Annotated in this window: 19 protein-coding genes; 12 read left to right on the forward strand and 7 right to left on the reverse strand. The window is 56.0% G+C overall.

Features of this window, described 5'->3' with window-relative positions:
- Positions 1–45 precede the first annotated feature (45 nt).
- The 3 genes from QHL1GM_RS00755 to epmB all read right to left on the reverse strand — a co-directional run bounded on the left by QHL1GM_RS00755 (position 46) and on the right by epmB (position 3,719).
- Complete coding sequence (locus tag QHL1GM_RS00755) at positions 46–2,064, reverse strand: pyrroloquinoline quinone-dependent dehydrogenase (protein WP_071692766.1); 2,019 nt, start codon at positions 2,062–2,064, stop codon at positions 46–48.
- A gap of 10 nt (positions 2,065–2,074) precedes the next feature.
- A complete protein-coding gene (locus QHL1GM_RS00760) occupies positions 2,075–2,440 on the reverse strand; it encodes a hypothetical protein (RefSeq protein ID WP_071692767.1) in 366 nt (121 codons plus the stop codon).
- Positions 2,441–2,684: 244 nt separating this feature from the next.
- Complete coding sequence (gene epmB, locus QHL1GM_RS00765) at positions 2,685–3,719, reverse strand: EF-P beta-lysylation protein EpmB (RefSeq protein ID WP_071692768.1); 1,035 nt, start codon at positions 3,717–3,719, stop codon at positions 2,685–2,687.
- 164 nt (positions 3,720–3,883) lie between these two features.
- On the opposite strand from epmB, the gene efp reads away from it, so the two are divergent.
- Positions 3,884–4,450 (forward strand): elongation factor P, encoded by a 567-nt coding sequence (gene efp / locus QHL1GM_RS00770; RefSeq protein ID WP_071692769.1) that lies wholly within the window; start codon positions 3,884–3,886, stop codon positions 4,448–4,450.
- Between the two features lie 86 nt (positions 4,451–4,536).
- Entirely contained in the window at positions 4,537–5,517 is a 981-nt protein-coding gene (gene epmA, locus QHL1GM_RS00775; RefSeq protein ID WP_071692770.1) for an EF-P lysine aminoacylase EpmA, read from the forward strand.
- Here the strand turns inward: epmA and asd are convergent.
- From asd to rsgA, 3 genes are read right to left on the reverse strand one after another with little or no spacing between them, the layout of a single operon-like run.
- Positions 5,514–6,347, reverse strand: a complete 834-nt coding sequence (gene asd / locus QHL1GM_RS00780; protein WP_071692771.1) for an archaetidylserine decarboxylase — start codon at positions 6,345–6,347, stop codon at positions 5,514–5,516. The genes epmA and asd overlap by 4 nt on opposite strands.
- Positions 6,348–6,357: 10 nt before the next feature.
- Complete coding sequence (locus QHL1GM_RS00785; RefSeq protein ID WP_071692772.1) at positions 6,358–7,200, reverse strand: sulfurtransferase; 843 nt, start codon at positions 7,198–7,200, stop codon at positions 6,358–6,360.
- An 18-nt stretch (positions 7,201–7,218) separates the two neighbouring features.
- Positions 7,219–8,238 (reverse strand): small ribosomal subunit biogenesis GTPase RsgA, encoded by a 1,020-nt coding sequence (rsgA, locus tag QHL1GM_RS00790; protein ID WP_071692773.1) that lies wholly within the window; start codon positions 8,236–8,238, stop codon positions 7,219–7,221.
- 156 nt (positions 8,239–8,394) lie between these two features.
- On the opposite strand from rsgA, the gene orn reads away from it, so the two are divergent.
- Positions 8,395–9,000, forward strand: a complete 606-nt coding sequence (gene orn / locus QHL1GM_RS00795; protein ID WP_071692774.1) for an oligoribonuclease — start codon at positions 8,395–8,397, stop codon at positions 8,998–9,000.
- Between the two features lie 4 nt (positions 9,001–9,004).
- Here orn and queG read toward each other — a convergent pair whose 3' ends face one another.
- A complete protein-coding gene (gene queG, locus QHL1GM_RS00800) occupies positions 9,005–10,093 on the reverse strand; it encodes a tRNA epoxyqueuosine(34) reductase QueG (protein ID WP_071692775.1) in 1,089 nt (362 codons plus the stop codon).
- A gap of 136 nt (positions 10,094–10,229) precedes the next feature.
- Here queG and QHL1GM_RS00805 point away from each other — a divergent pair, with 136 nt between their 5' ends.
- The 9 genes from QHL1GM_RS00805 (at position 10,230) to hflC (ending at position 20,730) form a co-directional block, all read left to right on the forward strand.
- Positions 10,230–11,702, forward strand: a complete 1,473-nt coding sequence (locus QHL1GM_RS00805) for a bifunctional ADP-dependent NAD(P)H-hydrate dehydratase/NAD(P)H-hydrate epimerase (protein WP_071692776.1) — start codon at positions 10,230–10,232, stop codon at positions 11,700–11,702.
- A gap of 11 nt (positions 11,703–11,713) precedes the next feature.
- The gene (gene tsaE / locus QHL1GM_RS00810; protein ID WP_071692777.1) at positions 11,714–12,220 is read left to right on the forward strand and encodes a tRNA (adenosine(37)-N6)-threonylcarbamoyltransferase complex ATPase subunit type 1 TsaE; all 507 of its coding nucleotides are present in this window, start codon (positions 11,714–11,716) and stop codon (positions 12,218–12,220) included.
- On the forward strand, positions 12,211–13,674 hold the full coding sequence (locus QHL1GM_RS00815; RefSeq protein WP_071692778.1) for an N-acetylmuramoyl-L-alanine amidase: 1,464 nt from the start codon (positions 12,211–12,213) through the stop codon (positions 13,672–13,674). The genes tsaE and QHL1GM_RS00815 overlap by 10 nt, the downstream gene beginning before the upstream one ends.
- Positions 13,675–13,706: 32 nt before the next feature.
- Positions 13,707–15,614, forward strand: coding sequence for a DNA mismatch repair endonuclease MutL (gene mutL, locus QHL1GM_RS00820; protein ID WP_071692779.1), 1,908 nt, complete (start codon positions 13,707–13,709; stop codon positions 15,612–15,614).
- Between the two features lie 75 nt (positions 15,615–15,689).
- Positions 15,690–16,628 carry a tRNA (adenosine(37)-N6)-dimethylallyltransferase MiaA gene (gene miaA, locus QHL1GM_RS00825; RefSeq protein ID WP_071692780.1) on the forward strand — a complete coding sequence of 313 codons (939 nt, stop codon included), beginning with the start codon at positions 15,690–15,692 and terminating at the stop codon, positions 16,626–16,628.
- Between the two features lie 191 nt (positions 16,629–16,819).
- The gene (gene hfq, locus QHL1GM_RS00830; protein ID WP_007114649.1) at positions 16,820–17,068 is read left to right on the forward strand and encodes an RNA chaperone Hfq; all 249 of its coding nucleotides are present in this window, start codon (positions 16,820–16,822) and stop codon (positions 17,066–17,068) included.
- Between the two features lie 37 nt (positions 17,069–17,105).
- Positions 17,106–18,416 (forward strand): ribosome rescue GTPase HflX, encoded by a 1,311-nt coding sequence (hflX, locus tag QHL1GM_RS00835; RefSeq protein ID WP_071692781.1) that lies wholly within the window; start codon positions 17,106–17,108, stop codon positions 18,414–18,416.
- 148 nt (positions 18,417–18,564) lie between these two features.
- On the forward strand, positions 18,565–19,833 hold the full coding sequence (hflK, locus tag QHL1GM_RS00840; RefSeq protein WP_071692782.1) for an FtsH protease activity modulator HflK: 1,269 nt from the start codon (positions 18,565–18,567) through the stop codon (positions 19,831–19,833).
- The gene (gene hflC / locus QHL1GM_RS00845) at positions 19,834–20,730 is read left to right on the forward strand and encodes a protease modulator HflC (RefSeq protein WP_071692783.1); all 897 of its coding nucleotides are present in this window, start codon (positions 19,834–19,836) and stop codon (positions 20,728–20,730) included.
- Position 20,731 lies beyond the last annotated feature (1 nt).

Consider the following 20,731-nt stretch of genomic DNA (forward strand, 5'->3'; position numbering starts at 1 on the left):
CTTTAGAAGCCGCCCCTTTTGATTTGCATTGATCAATCGCGAAAGTTATTCCGGCAGGGCATAAACCGCGAGCTGATCACCTACCTGATCTTTCAGAATGGTATTGCCGCCTGCAATAAAGGCAACATATTGTCGACCGTTGTACTCGTACACAGCAGGGTTAGAGACGGAGGGAGCCTCGACCTGATCTGACCAAAGCTGCTCACCTGTTTCGATCGAATAGGCGCGTACTTTGGCATCCATCGACGCACCGATGAAAATAATGCCGCCAGCCGTGACTGCCGGGCCACCGATGGTGGGTGAGCCCCAGCTTTCGGGCATAAAGAAGCCATGTTGCTGCGATGCCCCCACCGGACGACGCCATTTGACATCGCCGTTGGTCATGTCGAGGGCGACGAGCTCACCGAAAGGTGGCTCCCAACAAGGCATACCGAGCCAGTTCTGCGCGATCTCAAGGCGTATCCCGTAGGGTGCGCCTTCTTGGGGCGCAAAGCCGCTTTCATTGCCCGAACCGCTATCCGCCTCTTCATAAGCCTCGCGACTATAAAGCTTCAGATACTGGACAATATGGGAAGTGTTTACTATTGCGGTTTGGCTTTCAGGGTCAAACGCCACGCCGCCCCACTGTGGTCCACCGGCAGTAATGGGGTAGCCCATCGCGCCTTCACCTTGAGTGGTGGGTGGGGTATACAGGCCTTCGTACCAGAGCTCTTTCCAGAGCGCCGAGCACTCACCAAAGCCCAATGCATCGGCGAGTGCCCAGACATTGGGTTTTTCAGCCTGATCAAGCAGCGGCGCCGGTTTGGTGGGGAAGGGTTGGGTTGGGGCGTATACCTCACCCTCGACCGTGCCATCACCGCCAGGAACCGGGCGCTCCTCTATCGGCCAGACATCTTCACCGGTTTCGCGATTCACGACGAATAAAAAGCCCATCTTGGTTGCTTGGAGCAGCGCAGGTATCTCCTCGCCGTCCACGGTGATATCCATTAAGGTTGGCGCGGCAACAGTATCGTAGTCCCAGATATCGTGATGTACCCACTGCCGCGACCAGACGACGTCACCGGTCTCAATATCTAGGGCAGTCGTCGAAGTTGCCAGAGGCACTTCTTCAGTGCGGTTGCCACCCCAGAAGTTTGGCGAGGGAGAAGAGACCGGCAGGTAAACCAGGCCAAGCTCTTCGTCGGCAGACATATGCGTCCAAACGTTGGCAGTACCACTTTGCTCGCGTATCTCATCGGGCAGTGCCTGGAAAGTCCATTCGAGCTCGCCGGTACGGGCATTGAGGGCAAACACGGAGCCGGGAGGAGCTTGTTCATAAGCCCAATCCATTCCTGCCCAGCCAAGGATCAAGCGATCACCGACGACTGTCGGTGGCTGCAGCAGCGACAACGGCCACTTGTCATTGGTGTCATTCCACTGGTTGACGTCGAGCACACCGTTATCGGCAAAGTCGGCGCACTGCTCGCCACTATCGGCGTCGACCGCGAATAGCTGGGCATCCATAGTGCCCATATAGATAATTTTCTGGCAGGGCTCGCCCGCTACCGGGTCGTCGGCTTCCCAATAAGCGACACCGCGGTTTTTCAAGGCGGGCTGGGTCAGCGCTTCCAGGGAGGATTGAGTATCAAAACTCCACTTCTCTTCGCCACTACCCGGGTCTAACGCGAGGATGCGATAGAAGGGGGTGCCAATATAAAGGGTATTGTTAGCAAACACCGGGGTCGCTGACCAAACGGTGGCGGGTAAATCACCCGAGCCATCCGCGACATCGCCGGTATGCACTTCCCATACCTTTTCCAGCTCGCCGACGTTATCAGCATTGATTTGATCAAGCGGGCTATATTTCTGGGCATTGAGCTGGCCATGAAAACTGTCCCAGGTCGGTTCGCCAGGCAACAATGGAATGGGGGCGCGACTAGGCGTTTCTTCTTGCTCGGGATTCTCCTGCTCATTTGGTTGATCCTGAGCTAGTAACGGCAAGGGCGTAAAGCACATCGCGAGGGTGGTAACTACGCCTAAGCCTGGGGTTATCGATTTAAATGAGGTGGGTAACGAAATCGGCATGGGCGGCTCCTCAGGTAGGGGTAGGACGGGCTTGTTGTGATGGGCGAACCATGTCAACAATCAAGCCGATCAGGCCGATCACCATGGCTGCACTTATCCACCACTGATGCAGCAGCATCCCGGCGAAAAATGTACCGGCAAGCCCCATCAGAATGAGTATCCGCAGTACGATGGAAGCACCACGCCCTTTAACTTTAAAGAGAAGTAACGCCATCACCGCAAGGGCGAGGCAGGCCACAATGGCAACCAGTGCACCGAGGGTTCCAGTGACCCCAGTCAGTGGTGTGAAATAGGCATAGAGCGCAACTGCTAGCCCGGTAAGCGCCGCTATGAGCAGAACGATAGCGCCCAGTCGATTCGAGCGTGGTGTCGGCATAGCGTGATTTCCTCCATGAAGATTTGCGGGGCAGTAAAACGAAAGTCTAACGAAAAAGTAGTTAGCACTATTAAAGTTAGCAGAAAACGAGCCTTTACGATTTTGAGCGCCGCAACATGATCAAATATAGAAAGCGCAGCCCCACCTTTTAGTGATTGGCAAACAATGCAAAAGCGCATATCTCTTGTTTTGCTTTGATTTGAATGTATGAAATGTCTCAGCACCGCGGTTTCTTCAACATCCTTCACAACGGCGTTTTACTTCCCCTTCCAGGAATTTCCCGCACCAGGCGTGGCATTAAGAACCCGGGAAGATGATCGCGTAGCTGAGCTACCAACTCACGCGCTTCTTCATCCGGCACATCAAAGTGCGCAGCACCCTGAACTGGGTCCAGTACGTGCAGGTAGTAAGGCAGAATACCCGCTTCGAATAGCCGTTCGGAAAGGTTTGCCAGGGTAGCGGCAGTGTCGTTCACATCGCGCAGCAGTACACTCTGATTGAGCAGTGTCGCACCGGTTTGTTTGAGGCGCGCACAGGCATCTACCACGGCTTGGTCGACTTCATTGGCGTGGTTAATATGCAGCACCACCACTTTTTGTAAACGCGTCGACGCTAGCCAACCAAGCAGGGCGTCATCGACCCGGTCGGGAATTACCACCGGTAGGCGGGTATGAATGCGCAGCCGTTTAAGATGCGGGATGCTTTCTAGCTGTTCCACCAGCCATGCTAGCTGGCGATCGCTGGCAGCCAGCGGATCGCCGCCGGAGAGAATCGCCTCGTGAATAGTGGTATCGCTTCGTAAGTAGTCGAGTGCTTCCTGCCACTGCGTTCTGGAGGGGGAGTTGTCGCTATAGGGAAAATGACGGCGAAAGCAGTAGCGGCAGTTAATGGCACAGTTAGGGCTGGCGATGAGTAATACCCGACCAGCATACTTATGAATCAGCCCTTTAGCGGGCCGGTGGTCGGCTTCTTCGAGAGGATCGACGACGTAGCCATGCGGCGTGAGCGCTTCTTCGCCCAGCGGCAGCACCTGGCGCAGCAGTGGGTCGTCTATATCGGCATAGGCTATTCTGTTGAGATACGCCTCTGGCACACATACGTCAAACAGGTCGTGACCTGCTTGGGCGCCTGCCAACCAATCGCTGCTTAGTCCCAGCCGTTCACATAGGGCTTGCGGGTCGCGAATGGCGTGGGAAAGCTGTTGCTGCCAAGTGGGTTGCACCATTGAACAGCGATGGCTTTGCGTTTCAGACGCGGCAATAATGATGTTCTCCTGCAAAAAAGCCCTCCTTCGGGTTATCATGCGCGCACTTATTTAACGACGCCATTTGCAACGCTGCTGGCATATAGCTGCTGGTATATAAACCTGCTGACGGCGGCAAAGTATGGCTTCGCGCACCACCTGTTGAAACAAATAACTGAAATGGATGATTGAGAGACATTATGGCGAACTATTCTACCAACGAATTCAAGGCCGGTCTGAAAGTAATGCTCGACGGCGATCCTTGTTCGATCGTTGAGAACGAGCTGGTCAAGCCCGGTAAGGGGCAGGCGTTTAACCGCGTTAAGCTGCGGAATCTGATGACTGGCCGCGTAGGTGAGAAGACTTTCAAATCCGGTGACTCGCTGGAAGGTGCCGATGTGATGGATTTAGAGATGGAATATCTCTACACCGACGGTGATATGTGGCACTTTATGAAGACCGATGGCTCCTTCGAGCAGTACGCTGTGGAGAAGAAAGCCTTGGGTGATACTGAAAAATGGCTTAAGGAGCAGGTGCCTTATGTCATTACACTCTGGAACGACAAAGCGATCTCCGTCACGCCACCGAATTTCATTGAACTGGAAGTTGTCGAAACGGATCCCGGTTTGAAGGGCGATACCGCTCAAGGCGGCTCTAAACCAGCGACGCTGTCCTCCGGTGCTGTTGTTCGCGTGCCGCTGTTTATCAACCAGGGTGAAGTGCTGAAAATTGATACGCGCAGTGGTGACTACGTCTCCCGCGCTTGATCGCTTTCCTGGGTGCCTGTATGTCTTAATGGCCACGCTACGTGCGTGGCCATTATTGTTTAAGGTGGTTTTTTCAAGGAGTCGTTATGGCCATTGATTGGCAACCCTCAGCGTCTTTTGAAACGCTGCGTGAACGGGCGCAGTTAATGGCCAAAGTGCGCGCTTTTTTCGCCCAGCGCGACGTGCTGGAAGTGGAAACGCCCGTGCTGGGGCAGGGGGGTAGCACGGATGTGCACTTGGTGTCGCTGCACACTTTGGCGCGGACGGACAAAGGTCAGCGTCGCCTATGGCTGCAAACCTCCCCCGAATTCCACATGAAGCGCTTGCTCGCAGCGGGAAGTGGGCCGATTTTTCAGCTCGCACGGAGTTTTCGTGACGGTGAAATCGGTGGCCGTCATAATATCGAGTTCACTATGCTGGAGTGGTATCGGCCGCAGTTTACGCTGGATCAGCTGATTGATGAGACCGCGACGCTCATCATGTCACTGCTGCCCAGTTTTCCCGGCCCACTTGTGCATTATCGCTACCGGGAACTGTTTCATACCTATTTAGAGGTTGATCCGTTTACCACGCCTCTGGAAAAGCTGCGTTCGTTAGCCGCTAAACGGGCACAAATGTCTGCCCAATCCTTAGCCGCTGAAGGCCGGGATACCTGCCTTGACCTGTTGATGAGCGTGGTGATAGAGCCGCAGCTAGGCCAGCGTGAGCTAAGCGTGGTGGTAGATTATCCGGCAAGCCAAGCGGCACTGGCGCGACGCCATCAAGATGCAGACGGTGAGTGGGTGGCTTCCCGCTTTGAGGTTTATTTAAACGGTATTGAGTTGGCCAACGGCTACGATGAGCTGATTGATGCCGCTGAGCAGCGCACCCGGTTTGCTGACGATAACGCTGAACGCCGTCGCTTGGGCTTGCCGGAAGTGGATGTAGATGAGCGACTACTGGCCGCACTTGAGTACGGCATGCCCGAAGGTGCCGGTGTGGCGCTGGGGATAGATCGTTTGATCCAGTTGGCATTAGGCAAAGCACGCCTGGAAGACGTGCTCACATTCTCAACGCCTAATTGCTAGATATCACCTAACGACTCTCCCATGCTGACCATCGTCGCAGGGGTACGCTGTTCAAAACTAACGGGTTTGGCAAAGCACATCACTACGGTAGAACCGAGCTTGAAGCGTCCCATCTCTGCGCCTTTTTCTAGCGTGATTGGTTGGCCAAACTGCATGCGCTGAGGTTGCCCCGCCAGTGGCGTTACCTGCCCTGACCACACAGTCTCGATAGCAGCGACAATCATCGCGCCAACCAATACCATCGCCATGGGGCCGTGCTCGGTATCAAAAATGCATACTAAACGCTCGTTGCGAGCGAACAGGCCCGGCACGTAGTTAGCGGTAGCTTGGTTGACCGAGAAGAGCCGCCCAGGCACGTAGATCATCTCGCGCAGGGTGCCGGTTACCGGCATGTGCACACGGTGGTAGTCCCGTGGGGAGAGATACACGGTGGCAAAACTGCCGCCTAAGAACTCCTCTGCCAGTGCCGTATCCCCGCCCAGTAGGGTCTGCGCGGAGTAGGTGTGGCCTTTGGCCTGCACTAACTGTCCCGCCTGTAAACGACCATGTTGGGAAAGCGTGCCATCGGCGGGGCTGAGGATGCCATCGCCTAGTGGGCGCGCGTCGGCTTTAAGCGCACGGGTGAAGAAGTCGTTGAACGTAGCGTAGGCGGTAGGGTCTGGTTCCAGCGCTTGGCTCATATCGACGTTAAAGCGCTTGATAAACGCTTTAATCAAGGTGTCTTTCACCCAGGGGTTGTCGCACTGGGCGAACTTGCCGGTTAGACGTGAGAGCGCGTGATGAGGCAGCGGGTACTGGAGTAGCGAAAAAGCTTTTTGGGAAAGAGTCACAGTAATATTTTCACTTCTCGATCGGTGTGTCGTCGCGGTTGCCCCATTCACCCCAGGAACCAGCGTAGCCGCGCATGTTAAAGCCTAGCGCCTTGCCCACCAGCCAGGTAAAGCTGCTGCGGTGGTGGCTTTGGCAGTGTGTAGCAATTTCCATGTCCGGTGTTAGGCCCAGGGCGCCTAGCTCAGTGATGAGCTCCGCGTAGTCGCGTATGCGCAGCGCGCGGTTGCGGTCCATGGCATGGAGCCAATCCATATTGACCGCCCCTGGAATATGGCCCAGGTGCTTGTTGTTGCCGCGTACGCCATCGTACTCATCTTTGGAGCGCGCATCCCATACCGCAAACTGCCTGTCATCAAGCTTTTCTTTGATTTCGTCGCAGGTAATCAGGGCTTGAGGGTTGAGAAACTCAGCATGGTATTCACTGGGGGTTGGGGCGGTCGGTTCTGTGCTCTCTTCAAGGCCCGCATCGCGCCAGGCGTGAATGCCGCCGTTCACATAGGAGTAGCGAGTGTGGCCGATAAGATCAAGCGTCCACAGTAACCGTGCCGCCCAGCCGCCGCCTTCGTCGTCGTAAGCGACCACGTGAGTATCGCGGGTTAAGCCCAGGGCACTGAACAATCTTGATAGCGCCTCGACGCTGGGAACGTCGCTGGGCACAGGCCCTTCACCGCGCATCAAATAGCGAAAATCGAGGAAGATAGCCCCAGGCACATGGCCCTGGCGATAGCTATCGCCGTTGACCGGCACATCGATAATCAGCAGCTGCGGGTCATCCAAATGTTCCTGCAGCTGTTCGGGTTCAACGATTAGCGGCAGCAGGTTGGATTCCGACGATTGGCTTTCGGTGCTCATGAGTAACTCCTTTAAATCCTAGCTATCCAAGCTATCAAGTATGCGCCGGTAGCTGGTAAAGCGTGCTGGATGAATCTTGCCTGCCTCAACCGCTGCGAGTAAAGCGCAGCCTGGCTCATTACGGTGGCGGCAGTCGCGGAAGCGGCAGTGACCAATATAGTCGTGAAACTCAATAAAGCCGTCGGTGACTTCCTGCTCGTTGAGGTGCACCAGGCCAAACTCGCGAATACCCGGTGAGTCGATCAGATCGCCGTCGGCGACTTCAGCCCGACTCATGGTGTAGAGGCGTGCCGTGGTGGTGGTGTGAGTACCTTTGCGGGAGTCTTCCGAGAGCGCGCCAATGCGCAGGGTTTCATCGGGTAGCAGCAGGTCGATTAGCGATGACTTACCCACGCCGCTTTGGCCGACAAACACCGAGGTGCGCCCTTCAAGCTGACTGCGCAGCTCATCCAGCCCGGTTTCGGTAGCGGTGGTGGTGCGCACGACGGGGTAGCCCAAATCGCGATAGCGTTCTAATAGTTTGCCTAGCTCGCCACCATCTTCTGGGAGCAGGTCGGTTTTATTGAGCACCAGCACTGGCGCTATGCCGGTGGCTTCGGCGGCAACCAGATAGCGGTCGATAAGGTTGGCGTGAGGTGCGGGTTCGACCGCAAATACGATCAACAGCTGATCAATATTGGCGGCCACCGGTTTGAGCAGGCCGCGAGCGTCGGGGCGTTTAAGCACGCTATCGCGCTCTTCTCGGGCGACCACCACGCCGGAGCCTTCTTGCCCTGCGCGCCATATCACTCGGTCGCCGGTAACTAGGCCGTCCAAATTGGCGCGCAAGTGGCAGCGCACCGGTTCATTATCACTGTTGCGCACCTCTAGGGTACGACCAAAGTGAGCAACGACACGGCCCGGCTGTTCGGCACCGTATTCGCCGGCGGCGAGTTTTTCAGCGTCTTGCACGTCGCGCTTTTCGGCGCGCTGGGCACGTTCCGCCTGGACTTTATCGACTCGCCACTGCTGCTGACGACTTAATTTACGTTTGCTCATGTCTACCCGATGCTAGGTACAATAGGCTCCATTGTACCTAGCAAAGGTGTCATTGTATTTATCTAGTCGCCAAGTAGGCCTGTATAGCTGCTTGACGGGCAGATTTAAGGCACACTTGCGCGATGTTATACGCATTTAGGCAAAGGAATAATGGTAATGAGCAACGAAACGACGGGTGCAACGGAAGGAAAAACGGCGCCACGGGATGATCTGCTGATTTGGATTGATCTCGAGATGACCGGTCTCGACCCAAATAAAGAGCGCATCATTGAGGTAGCCACACTCATTACGGATGCGGATTTGAATGTAGTGGCGGAGGGGCCAATCATTGCTGTGAAGCAGCCCGACAGCCTGCTGGCGCAGATGGATGACTGGAACCAGAAAACCCACGGCGAATCAGGCTTAGTCGCACGGGTGAAAGCCAGCCAAGTGGAAACCGCTGAAGCTGAGCAGCAAACCCTGGCATTTCTGCAGCAGTACGCGGTGGCGGGTTCGTCGCCCATGTGCGGCAATAGCATCCACCAGGATCGCCGTTTTTTGGAGCGTGAGATGCCTGCGCTGCTCAATTTTTTCCACTACCGCAATCTCGATGTGTCGACATTGAAAGAGGTGGCCAAACGCTGGAATCCCGGCGCGTTGGCGGGCTTTAGTAAGCAGAATGTGCACCTGGCCATGGACGATATTAAAGAGTCGATTGCTGAGCTTGCTCATTACCGCAGTACGTTTTTACGCGTTGAACAGAGCAGCGACGAAGAAGAGTAACCGTTTAAGACGCGTCAGTGGCAATGCGCTCACTGCGCTTGAGGCCCTGTTCCTCAAGTGCCCAGGCGACATGTTCACGCACCAGTTCGCTTGGGTAGGCTCTACGCGCCCAGAGGGCGGCTTCAACGGCTTCGCTCCAGGGCGCGTTGCCCAGGCCAATGGCGATATTGCGCAGCCAGCGTTGGTAGCCAATGCGCCGAATGGGGCTGCCGGCGGTTTTATCTAGAAACTCCGCTTCGCCCCAGCCAAACAGGCTAATAAGCGATGCGCGGTCTAAATCATGGCGTGGCGCAAAGTCATCTTCCTGGGTGATATGGGTAAAGCGGGTGAAGGGACATACCAGTTGGCAGTCATCGCAGCCGTAAATACGGTTGCCCATGGCGCGGCGAAACTCGACCGGAATCGCGCCGTGCAGTTCGATGGTGAGATACGAAATGCACTTGCGCGAGTCGACCACTTTATCGTCAACGATGGCGCCGGTGGGGCAGGCGGTGCGGCAAGCGCTGCAGCTACCACAGTGTTCGTGCTCAAACGGTGCGTCAATGGGGAGCGGCAGGTCGGTATAAAGCTCGCCAAGAAAGAACAGCGAGCCCGCTTTAGGGTTGAGCAGCATGGCGTTTTTGCCAAACCAGCCTAGCCCCGCTTTTTGGGCCAGGGCGCGCTCCATGACCGGCGCTGAGTCGACAAAAGCGCGATAACCAAAGTCACCGACTTCTTGCTCAATTTTTTTTGCTAATAGGGCTAACCGTTTGCGGATTAGCTTGTGATAATCACGCCCTAAGGCGTAGCGCGATACATAGGCGCGGCTGGGTTGGCCGAGCACCTTGGTGCTCTCCGCCTCGGCGGGTAGGTAATCCATGCGTACGCTGATAATGCGTTGGGTGCCGGGTTCCAGTTCCGCAGGGCGAGTGCGCTTAGTGCCATGCTTGGCCATAAAGCCCATTTCGCCGTGGTAGCCCTTTTCCAGCCACCCGTCGAGGTGGGCTTCATGTGTCGACAGCTCGGTATCGGTGATGCCCACCTGCTGAAAGCCCAGCTCTCGCCCCCAGGTTTTAATCAGGTCGGCAAGGCGAGCAAGTTTCTGGTCAGTCATTGCACCATCAGAACGTGCAAAGGCAGTGGAATTCGACATAGTCAATCAACAGCAAGGCATTAAGCGCGCTATGCTAACGCATTGGCAGCCATCAAAACATGTGAAAGGAGCGATCGTGACGGTCCCGAGTACTTCCATGCTACGCCCTCTATATAAATCCGCCCAGGTGCGGGAACTAGATCGTCGCACCATTGCTGGTGGCATTGATGGTTTTGCGCTAATGCAGCGCGCTGCTTCAAGTGCCTGGCACAGTTTTCGCTCCCGCTGGCCGCAAGTTCGTAGTTTAACCGTGATGTGTGGGAGTGGTAATAACGGTGGCGATGGTCACGTGTTGGCAGCGCTGGCCATGCAGTCCGGTCTTAAAGTGCAGCGAATTACGCAGAAACCCCTCGTAGAGCTAAGCGGTGATGCGGCCCGTGCAGCAGAATTGGCAACATCTGCGGGGGTGGGCTGCGAGGAGTGGCACGCTGGCATTGAGCTTACCGGCGAAGTGATTGTCGATGCGCTGTTGGGTACCGGTTTGACCGGTGAGGTAGAGGGACGCTTCAAGCGTGCTATCGAAATGATCAATGCCGCGCATCGGCCGGTACTGGCGATTGATATTCCCTCAGGATTAGTTGCAGACACCGGTGCTGTGCTGGGTATTGCTGTTAAAGCCGCCTGCACGGTCACCTTTATTGGCGATAAGGTGGGGTTGCATACAGGGGAGGCGCCAGCTTATACCGGCGAGATCGATTTTCGCCCCCTGGGCGTCAAAGCCCAGGCCTATTTCGACATTCCCCCCACGGCTTGGCGTCTGGATGATTCGCTTCTGGCGGATGCCTTTGCGCCACGCCTGCGCACTAACCACAAAGGTGACATGGGGCACGTGCTGGTGATGGGCGGCGCACCCGGTTTCGGTGGCGCGGCGTTGCTGGCTTGCCAGGCCGCAGCGCGCCTGGGGGCGGGTAAAGTAAGCTTGGCGACGGCCCCAGAGCATATCACTGCCAGTTTGGTACGTTGCCCGGAAGTGATGGCCCATGGCGTACGCGGTGGCGCTGAGGCCGCAGAGCTGCCTAATAACGCTGACGTTGTGGTGGTGGGGCCCGGGCTTGGTCAAGCTGCCTGGGGGCAGGCGGTGCTTCAGAGTGCGCTTCAGTCAGATGCGCCGCTAGTGGTGGACGCTGATGGGCTTAACCTGTTGGCGCGTCAATGGCCGGATGTTCGTCGCGATAACTGGATATTGACCCCGCACCCTGGTGAAGCCGCACGACTGCTGGGCTGTGAGGTGGCCGATATTCAGGCAGATCGGCCTGCCGCAGCCCAGGCACTGCAACGCGCCCGGGGTGGCGTGGTAATCCTAAAAGGCGCGGGCAGTTTAATCGCTGGCCCCAGTGGCTTGGTAGTGTGCCCTTACGGCAACCCGGGCATGGCCAGCGGCGGGATGGGCGATGTGCTTAGCGGCATGCTGGGAGCGCTGGTTGCGCAGCGTGGTGATGTAGAGTTCAGCGCCTGGCTAGCCGCGATGGTGCATGCGTTAGCGGCTGATCGAGCGGCAGAGCAAGAAGGCGAGCGTGGCCTGCTCGCCAGCGATCTGGCATCCTATGCGCGAAAATTGATTAATCCGTGAAGGCAGCCCACATGCAGGTGCAATTAGACAACGAAGAAGCCCAGGTCGCCTTTGGCGAAGCACTCGGGCAGGTGTTGCAAGGACGCGGGCTGGTGTATCTGGAAGGTGAGCTGGGAGCCGGTAAAACGACGCTAACCCGCGGTATCCTGCGTGCTTATGGCCATCTAGGGACGGTTAAAAGCCCCACTTATACGCTGGTCGAGCCTTATGAGCTGGGTGCCCAACGGGTTTATCATCTTGATTTATACCGCTTGTCAGATCCAGAAGAGCTAGAGTTTATCGGTGGTCGAGACGTGCTGGCCGACGATGCGCTTAGTATTGTTGAGTGGCCCAGCCGAGGGGAAGGGTGGCTGCCAGCCCCTGATATCGCGCTGGTGCTTGAAGTGGCTGCTCAAGGGCGCTTAGCCTCATTAACAGCGAGCAGTGATCGGGGCAGGCGTATGCTGGCATTATTGGAAAGTAAAGTAGGCAAGGTAAGTTCCGACCATTTGGGCAACGGTGTGATTCAATGGAAATAAAGGGCATAGCGGCACGTGTATCTTGTTTGTTAGCCGCCAGTTTTTTTGCCCTGGCGGCGGTTAATGTTCAAGCGTCCAGCGTTGAAAGTATGCGTCTTTGGGCGGCGCCGGATCATGCCCGGCTGGTATTTGATCTGTCCTCTGCCACGAATGCCAACGTGTTTTCACTAGAGAACCCTGCGCGGCTGGTAATTGATTTAGATGACACTCAAATGGACACCGATCCCAGTACGCTGCCTTTGCATGACAGTGCGATTACCTCGGTGCGCACCGGCACGCGAGAGGGTGGCGGCCTGCGGGTAGTGCTTGAACTCAATCGAGAAATTGAGCCGCGTCACTTTACCCTGACACCCAACGACCAGTACGGCCACCGGCTGGTCGTTGATCTTGAGTATCCCGGTGAGAGCGCCGTCGAGAACCCGATCGATCCTATCGAGGCGATGATTCGAGATCAGGAAACTCAGGCCCAGCGGGCATCTGCTCAAGGCCAGCTGCCTAGCAGCGTAGCGTCGCCTAGCGACGCCGCCCTGGCAGAAGTCCAGGAAGCCAAGCCGCACCCAAGGCGCGATATTATTATTGCCGTGGATGCCGGTCATGGTGGTGAAGACCCTGGCGCGATTGGCCCATCAGGCACCCGTGAAAAGGACGTAGTGCTGGAAATTGCCCGGCGCTTAGCCGCGCAAGTGAACGGCACCGAAGGCTTTAAAGCCGTGCTGGTGCGGGATGGCGACTACTACTTGGGGCTTCGTCAGCGCACCGCATTGGCCCGTGATCAGAAAGCCGACTTCTTTGTCTCCATACACGCCGACGCCTTCACCAGCCCAAGGCCTCAAGGTAGTTCGGTCTATGCGCTCTCCCAGCGCGGCGCCACCTCGGAAACCGCCCAGTGGCTAGCCGATAGCGAGAACCGCTCCGATCTGATCGGCGGTGTCGATGGCAACCTCTCTTTGCGCGATAAAGACCAGGTGCTGCGCGGCGTGCTGCTGGACTTGACCATGACCGCTACCTTAAACGATTCGCTGTCTATCGGCGGGCAGGTATTAGAGCAACTGGGGCGGATTAATCGGCTGCATAAGTCACGCGTTGAACAGGCCGGGTTTATGGTACTCAAATCTCCCGATATACCCTCGCTGCTCATTGAGGTTGGCTTTATTTCCAACCCGGATGAAGAGCGTCGTCTGCGCGACCCAGTCCATCAATCGGGGCTTTCTCAGGCTATTTTCAGCGGTTTGCGGGAGCATTTTGAACGCTATCCGCCACCGGCCAGCCTGCTTGCTTGGCAGCGTGATAATCAGCGTCGCCCTTCGGGTAACGAATACCGTATTCAGTCGGGGGATACCCTCTCCGCGATTGCCGTACGTCACGGCGTACCGGTTAATCAGTTGAGGCAGGCCAATGAATTGAACGGTGACGTAATTCGCGTTGGCCAAGTGTTACAGATTCCCAGTTCATGAGTAATCGTTCATGAGGTTTCAAGTTGACTGATATGACCGCTACCGCGCCGCGTATTCATGTGCTCGACCCTCGGTTGGCCAACCAGATTGCCGCTGGTGAGGTGGTTGAGCGCCCTTCGTCGGTGACCAAAGAGCTGATTGAAAACGCCATTGATGCAGGTAGCCAACGTATCGAAGTGGAGATCGAACAGGGTGGCGCGCGACTGATTAAGGTGCGCGATGACGGTATTGGTATTGGCGAAGAGGATTTGCCGCTGGCCCTGGCCCGCCATGCCACTAGTAAGATCGGTAGCCTGGAGGACTTAGAAGGCGTTAGCTCGCTAGGCTTTCGCGGCGAGGCGTTGGCATCGATTAGCTCTGTCTCACGGCTGGAACTAATCTCCAATGCCGAAGACGACCCCCGCCAAGGCTGGCGGGTGGTCGCGGAAGGGCGCGGAATGGAAGCACGGGTTACCCCTGCGCCGCACCCCCGTGGGACTAGCGTCGGCGTGCGCGACCTGTTTTTTAATACCCCTGCCCGGCGTAAGTTTCTGCGCACTGAAAAGACCGAATTTGCCCATGTGGAAGAGGCGTTTCGCCGCCAGGCGCTATCGCGTTACGACATTGCCTGGGTATTGCGCCATAACCAAAAAGTTATTCACCAGTTGCCCGCCGGTCACTCTGCAGCGGCTCGGGAACGGCGTATTGCCTCGCTGCTGGGCAAAAACTTTATCGAGCACGCCCGCTATATCGAGCGCGAAGCGGGCGGTTTGCGGCTAAGCGGCTGGGTGGGGCTGCCCACCCACTCGCGCTCCCAGGCCGACCAGCAGTACTTTTTTGTAAACGGGCGCGTAGTGCGCGATCGCTTGGTCGCCCACGCGGTGCGCCAAGCCTATCGCGATGTGCTGTTTAACGGCCGTCATCCGGTATTTGTGCTCTATCTGGAGCTTGATCCCGACGTAGTAGACGTTAACGTTCACCCCACCAAGCACGAAGTACGCTTTCGTGATGGCCGCATGGTGCACGATTTTCTCTATTCAAGCCTCCATCACTCTCTGGCGTCTGCTAAACCCCCTGAGAGCCCAGAGGAGGAGGGTGCCGAGGTGGCTGATACGTCAGGCGCATCGGCACAGGGCGCGGCTTCAGAAGCGAACGCTGAACAGCCCCGTTGGCAGCAGCAGGGGATTGCGCTGACCCACTCGCCGGATCGCCACCCTGGTGCAGAGCGTGTGCGCCGCTTTATGCAGGGTTATCAGGCGCTCCATCCCAATCATGAAGAGACGCTGTTAACGCCGCAGCCTAGCGCTCCCGTTGAGCGAGGCAGTGAAGTGCGTGAAGCGCCTCTGGCAATGCCTGACAACGATCCTACTGTGCCACCGCCGCTGGGGTTTGCGCTGGGGCAGTTACACGGCATTTATATTCTGGCCCAAAACGCTGAGGGATTGGTGCTGGTGGATATGCATGCCGCCCATGAGCGAATCGTCTATGAACGCATGAAGACACAGCTGGCCGCCGCCAAAGGGTTGGATGCCCAGCCGCTGTTAGTACCCGTCTCGATTGCCGCTAGCCGGGCTGAAGTGGCCACGGCAGAGAGCGAGCAGGAGGCGATTGCCAAACTGGGTATTGAGCTGGATATCGCCGGGCCAGAGACGCTGCTTGTGCGCCAATTGCCCGCTTTACTTGCTCAGGCTGATCCAGAGGCGCTGGTCCGTCAGATGCTGGAAGAGCTGGCGCGCTATGGGCGTACCCATCAGGTCGAGGCGCGATTGCATGAACTACTCTCGACTATGGCCTGCCATGGCAGTGTGCGTGCCAACCGGCGGCTCACTATCGACGAGATGAATGGGCTACTGCGCGATATGGAGCGCACTGAACGAAGCGATCAGTGCAATCACGGTCGGCCTACATGGACCCAAATGGGACTCAAAGCGCTTGATCGACTGTTCTTACGAGGACAATAGCTACGCGGACAGTAGCTATGTTGACCATAGCGGCGCGCAAAGCAATCACCATTTTCTTACCTGACGGAACCGCGCATGGCTGATACCCGCCCCTGGGCGATTTTTTTAATGGGCCCGACGGCTGCCGGGAAAACCGATACGGCGATGGCGCTGCACGAGCGCCTGGGGCATGAGCTGATCAGCGTTGATTCGGCGATGGTGTATCGCGGTATGGATATTGGCAGCGCCAAACCCAGCGCGGCTGAGTTAGCCCATGCGCCCCACCACTTGATCGATATCCGCGATCCCGCTGAGCCCTATTCGGCCGCCGATTTCCGTGTAGATGCACTTTCGCTTATGCGACAAATCAGCGCGGCGGGCAGGGTTCCGCTCTTGGTCGGCGGTACCATGCTTTATTACAAGCGATTGATTGAGGGCGTGGCCAATATGCCTTCCGCTGATCCCGCCATTCGCCAGCAGCTCGAAGCGCAGTGGCAAGCCGAAGGGCTTTCGTCGTTGCATAAACGCTTGGCAGAGGTGGATGCGGTATCCGCGCAGCGTATTCATCCTAACGACCCTCAACGCCTGATGCGCGCGCTGGAAGTGTACTACGCCAGTGGGCGGCCAATGAGTGAGCTGTGGGCGGAGCAGCAGCCGGAAACCTTTCCCTGGCGCGTGCTGTCGATATCGTTGGCGCCCAGTGATCGCTGCTTGCTGCATCGACGCATCGCCCAGCGATTCGAAGTAATGTTGGGTGAGGGCTTGATAAATGAAGTCGCCGCCCTCAAAAAGCGTAATGACTTGCATTTAGGCCTTCCGGCCATGAAGAGCGTGGGTTATCGCCAAGTGTGGGAGCACCTAGAAGGCGATTACGATTATGCCTCTCTCGTTGAGCGAGGCGTGATCGCCACTCGTCAGCTAGCCAAGCGTCAATTAACCTGGTTAAGAAGCTGGCCAGAGCTTAATTGGGTAGATTCACAGCGTTCAGACGCGCTGGATCAGGTGCTGAAACTCGTGCGTGAAAGCGGTGCTTAGCGTAAGATAGTCCTCTAAGATAGTAATTTAGCAAGTGTGTGTTTTCGTTGGGCTGAGTGATTGAGCCTTTCGACTACCACTAGGCTCTTCGGGCATCACTTGGCCTTTCGGGCAGTAAATAATAGTGCGGCGTAGCACCAGTAGGGCACGCCATTGATAATTAACCCCAACGACAGTTTAGGGAGATTAACATGTCCAAAGGGCAGTCCCTTCAAGACCCGTACTTGAACATTCTGCGCAAGGAGCGCATTCCGGTCTCTATCTTTTTGGTCAATGGCATTAAGCTGCAGGGCCAGATCGAATCGTTTGACCAGTTTGTCATCCTGCTACGCAATACCGTCAGTCAGATGGTTTATAAACACGCTATTTCTACGGTTGTTCCATCTCGCAACGTACGCTTGCCTGCGCAAGACCCGGCAGAGCAGGATGCGGAGATTTAACACCGCTGGATAAGCAAGAGAGTCCACGAGGTATTGATTGTTTTTCGAACGCCCAGACGCCGGTGAAACGGCAGTTCTTGTTCACGTCGATTTTCATGATGAACAAAAACGTGAAGACCCGGGTGAGTTTTTAGAGCTCGTACGCTCTGCTGGTGCAGAGCCTGCGACTCTACTCACTGCTAGCCGCCACCGACCTGACTCACGCACCTTTATTGGGTCAGGTAAGTTGGAAGAGTTGCGAGCACTGCTCGCGGCTCACGAGGCAGAGCTGGTGATCTTCAACCATAGCTTAAGTCCCTCTCAAGAGCGCAATGTTGAACAAGAGCTCAAATGTCGAGTGCTTGACAGAACCGGCCTTATTCTCGATATCTTTGCGCAACGGGCACGAACCCATGAGGGTAAGCTGCAAGTAGAGCTTGCTCAGCTTGAATATATGTCGACTCGCCTAGTGCGCGGGTGGACACACCTTGAACGCCAAAAAGGCGGGATTGGCCTGCGCGGCCCAGGTGAGACGCAGCTTGAAACTGACCGTCGCCTGCTGCGTGGGCGGATTAAATCGATTCATAAGCGGCTTGATAAGGTACGCAGTCAGCGTGATCAGAATCGTCGCGCTCGTGCACGCGCTGAAATTCATAGCGTATCGCTGGTTGGCTATACCAACGCCGGTAAGTCGACGCTGTTTAACGCCTTGACCAATTCTGAGGTGTATGCAGCCGACCAATTGTTTGCAACACTTGACCCTACTCTGCGACGGCTTGAGATTGAGGATGTAGGCCCCGTAGTGATGGCCGATACAGTGGGCTTTATTCGCCACTTGCCGCACAAGCTAGTTGAGGCATTCCAGGCGACGCTTCAGGAAGCCTCGGAAGCGTCATTGCTGGTGCACGTGATTGATGCCGCAGATCCTGACCGCGAGCTAAACGTGGAACAGGTGGAGTTAGTGCTCAAAGAGATCGGCGCTGATGATGTGCCAGTACTCAAAGTCATGAATAAAATTGATAAGCTCGATAGTGCTCCGCGTATAGAACGCGATGGCCATGGTGTTCCCGAAGTTGTTTGGCTCTCGGCCCAGCAGGGGCAGGGCCTTGAACTGCTTCATGAAGCGCTTACCGAGCGCTTAGCCAACGATGTCATTGGCTTTTCGCTGACACTGACTCCCGAGCAGGGTAAGCTGCGCGCTGGTCTTCATGAGCTGAATGCCGTTCGCGAGGAAGCCTTTGATGAGCAGGGGCATTCGGTGCTTGATGTGCGTTTGCCGCGGCGTGATTTTAATCAGTTGATGGCACAACTTGGTGAACGAGCTAATACCTATTTACCTGAAGCGTTGCGTGAAACCGATGAGTGGTAGGCGGCGTATTACCAATCTTAGAACGCTACATGTATTCTGTTTTGTATAAAAATGGTACAAGGTTTATAGAGCAATAATATCAAAACGCGGTGGTGTCCTATAAAAATGATGCCACTAGCGTTAGCGAACACCTTAGTGGAGAAGAAGTATGGCCTGGAATGAGCCTGGTGGTGGCAACCAGCACGACCCTTGGAGCAGTGGCGGCCGACGCGGTGGAAATGATGGTGATGGAAACCGTGGCAATAATAATGGCGGCGACAACAACGGCAATAAAGGGGGCAACAACCAAGGCCCTCCTGACCTGGATGAAGCGCTGAAAAAGTTTCAGGATAAGCTCAACAGTATGTTGGGTGGTGGCAAAAAAGGCGGTGGCAAGAAAACTGGCGGTGGCGGTAGTGATAAAAACCGCAACCCCTTTGCGCTGCCAGGCTTGCTGGTTATCGTTGCGCTGGCGATCTGGGCCGCTATGGGTTTCTACTTAGTGGATCAATCAGAGCGTGGCGTTGTGCTCCGTTTTGGTGAATACCAGGACATCGTCAATCCCGGTCTTCAGTGGAACCCGCCGTTGATTGACGACGTTCGTATGGTTAACGTGACCCGCGTGCGCTCGCTGTCGCAGACACAGTCGATGCTGACTCGTGACGAAAACATTGTAGAAGTGGAAATTTCTGCTCAGTACCAAGTGGCTAATCCACGCGATTTCGTACTCAACGTACGTGATCCTGCTATCTCGATTGAGAACGCGCTGGATTCGGCACTACGTCACGTAGTGGGTGGTACCGATATGATCGATATCCTTACCTCGGGTCGTGAGATTCTGGGTAGCTCGGTCGCTAGTCGTCTGCAGTCCTATCTCGACAACTATGGTGCCGGTATTCGTCTACAAACCATCAACATTGAGTCTACTTCGGCGCCTGCGCCAGTGATTGACGCCTTCGATGATGTTATCCGCGCCCGTGAAGATCGCCAGCGTACGATCAACCAAGGTATCGCTTACGCCAACGCGATTATTCCAGAAGCGCAAGGTCAGGCGCAGCGTATTGTTGAGCAAGGGCAGGGTTACCGTGAATCGGTCGTTGCTGAAGCGCAAGGTCAAGCCAACCGCTTTAACTCGCTCTTGACCGAGTACACTAATGCACCGGACATCATGCGCGAGCGTATGTATCTAGACACGATGGAAGAGGTGTTCGGTAAAACGCCGAAGGTGCTGTTGGATGTAAGCGAAAACGCCCCGCTGATGTACTTGCCGCTGGATCAAATGAGTGGCAGAGGTAGCCGCACATCATCAAGCGGTAGCGCTAATAGCGGCGATGAGCAGTTAGACCCCGACGTGCTTGAGCGTTTGCGCAACACCCAGGGCAGCGCTAGCTCTTCATCAAATACGAATAGTAGCTCCATCCGCAGGGAGGGCCGGTAAATGATTAATAATCGATCCCTGCTGATTGTTGGTGGTCTGGCGGCCGTTGCATGGCTGGCGAGCAACACTCTGTACGTGGTAGACGAAACTGAACGCGCCGTTAAGCTGCGTTTTGGTGAGGTCATCGAAGAGAATATTCAGCCTGGCTTACACGCAAAAGTGCCGATCGCCCAAACGATCCGTAAGTTTGATACGCGTTTACTAACGCTGGATACCGATACCAGTCGTTACCTGACGCTCGAGCAGAAAGCCGTTATCGTCGACTCCTACGTTAAGTGGCAGGTGGTTAATCCTACCCGCTACTACGAGGCGACGGCGGGTGATGAGCTGATGGCTATCCGGTTGATTCAGCCGCGAGTGGATGAGAGCCTGCGTAATGAATTTGGCCGCTTGAACCTTCAGGAAATTATCGCCGAACGGCGTGATGATCTGATGATCGGCCCTACCGAAGAGCTTGATTCACTAATGCGTGAAGAGCTTGGGGTAGCCATTCGAGATATCCGCATTAAGCGTATCGACTTGCCGGAAGATGTCTCGGCGGCGGTGTTTGAACGGATGCGTTCCGAGCGTGAGCGTGAAGCCCGTGAATGGCGTGCTCAGGGTCAGGAAGAGGCCGAGCGTATTCGCGCCAATGCGGATCGCCGTCGCCAAGTACTGCTTGCCCAGGCTAACGAGCGCTCTGAGACATTGCGCGGTGAAGGTGATGCCCAGGCCGCTGCGATCTTCTCTGAAGCTTATGGTCAGGATCAGGAATTCTTCTCTTTCTGGCGTAGCCTGAATGCCTATAGCGAAAGCTTCGCCGACGATGGCAACCTGATGGTGCTGGAGCCAAGTAGCGATTTCTTCCGCTATTTGCGCAGCGCTGAACCAGAAAACGGTGAAGACGACAGCGAGTAAA

This window comes from Halomonas sp. QHL1, assembly GCF_001882345.1.
GTDB lineage: Bacteria > Pseudomonadota > Gammaproteobacteria > Pseudomonadales > Halomonadaceae > Vreelandella.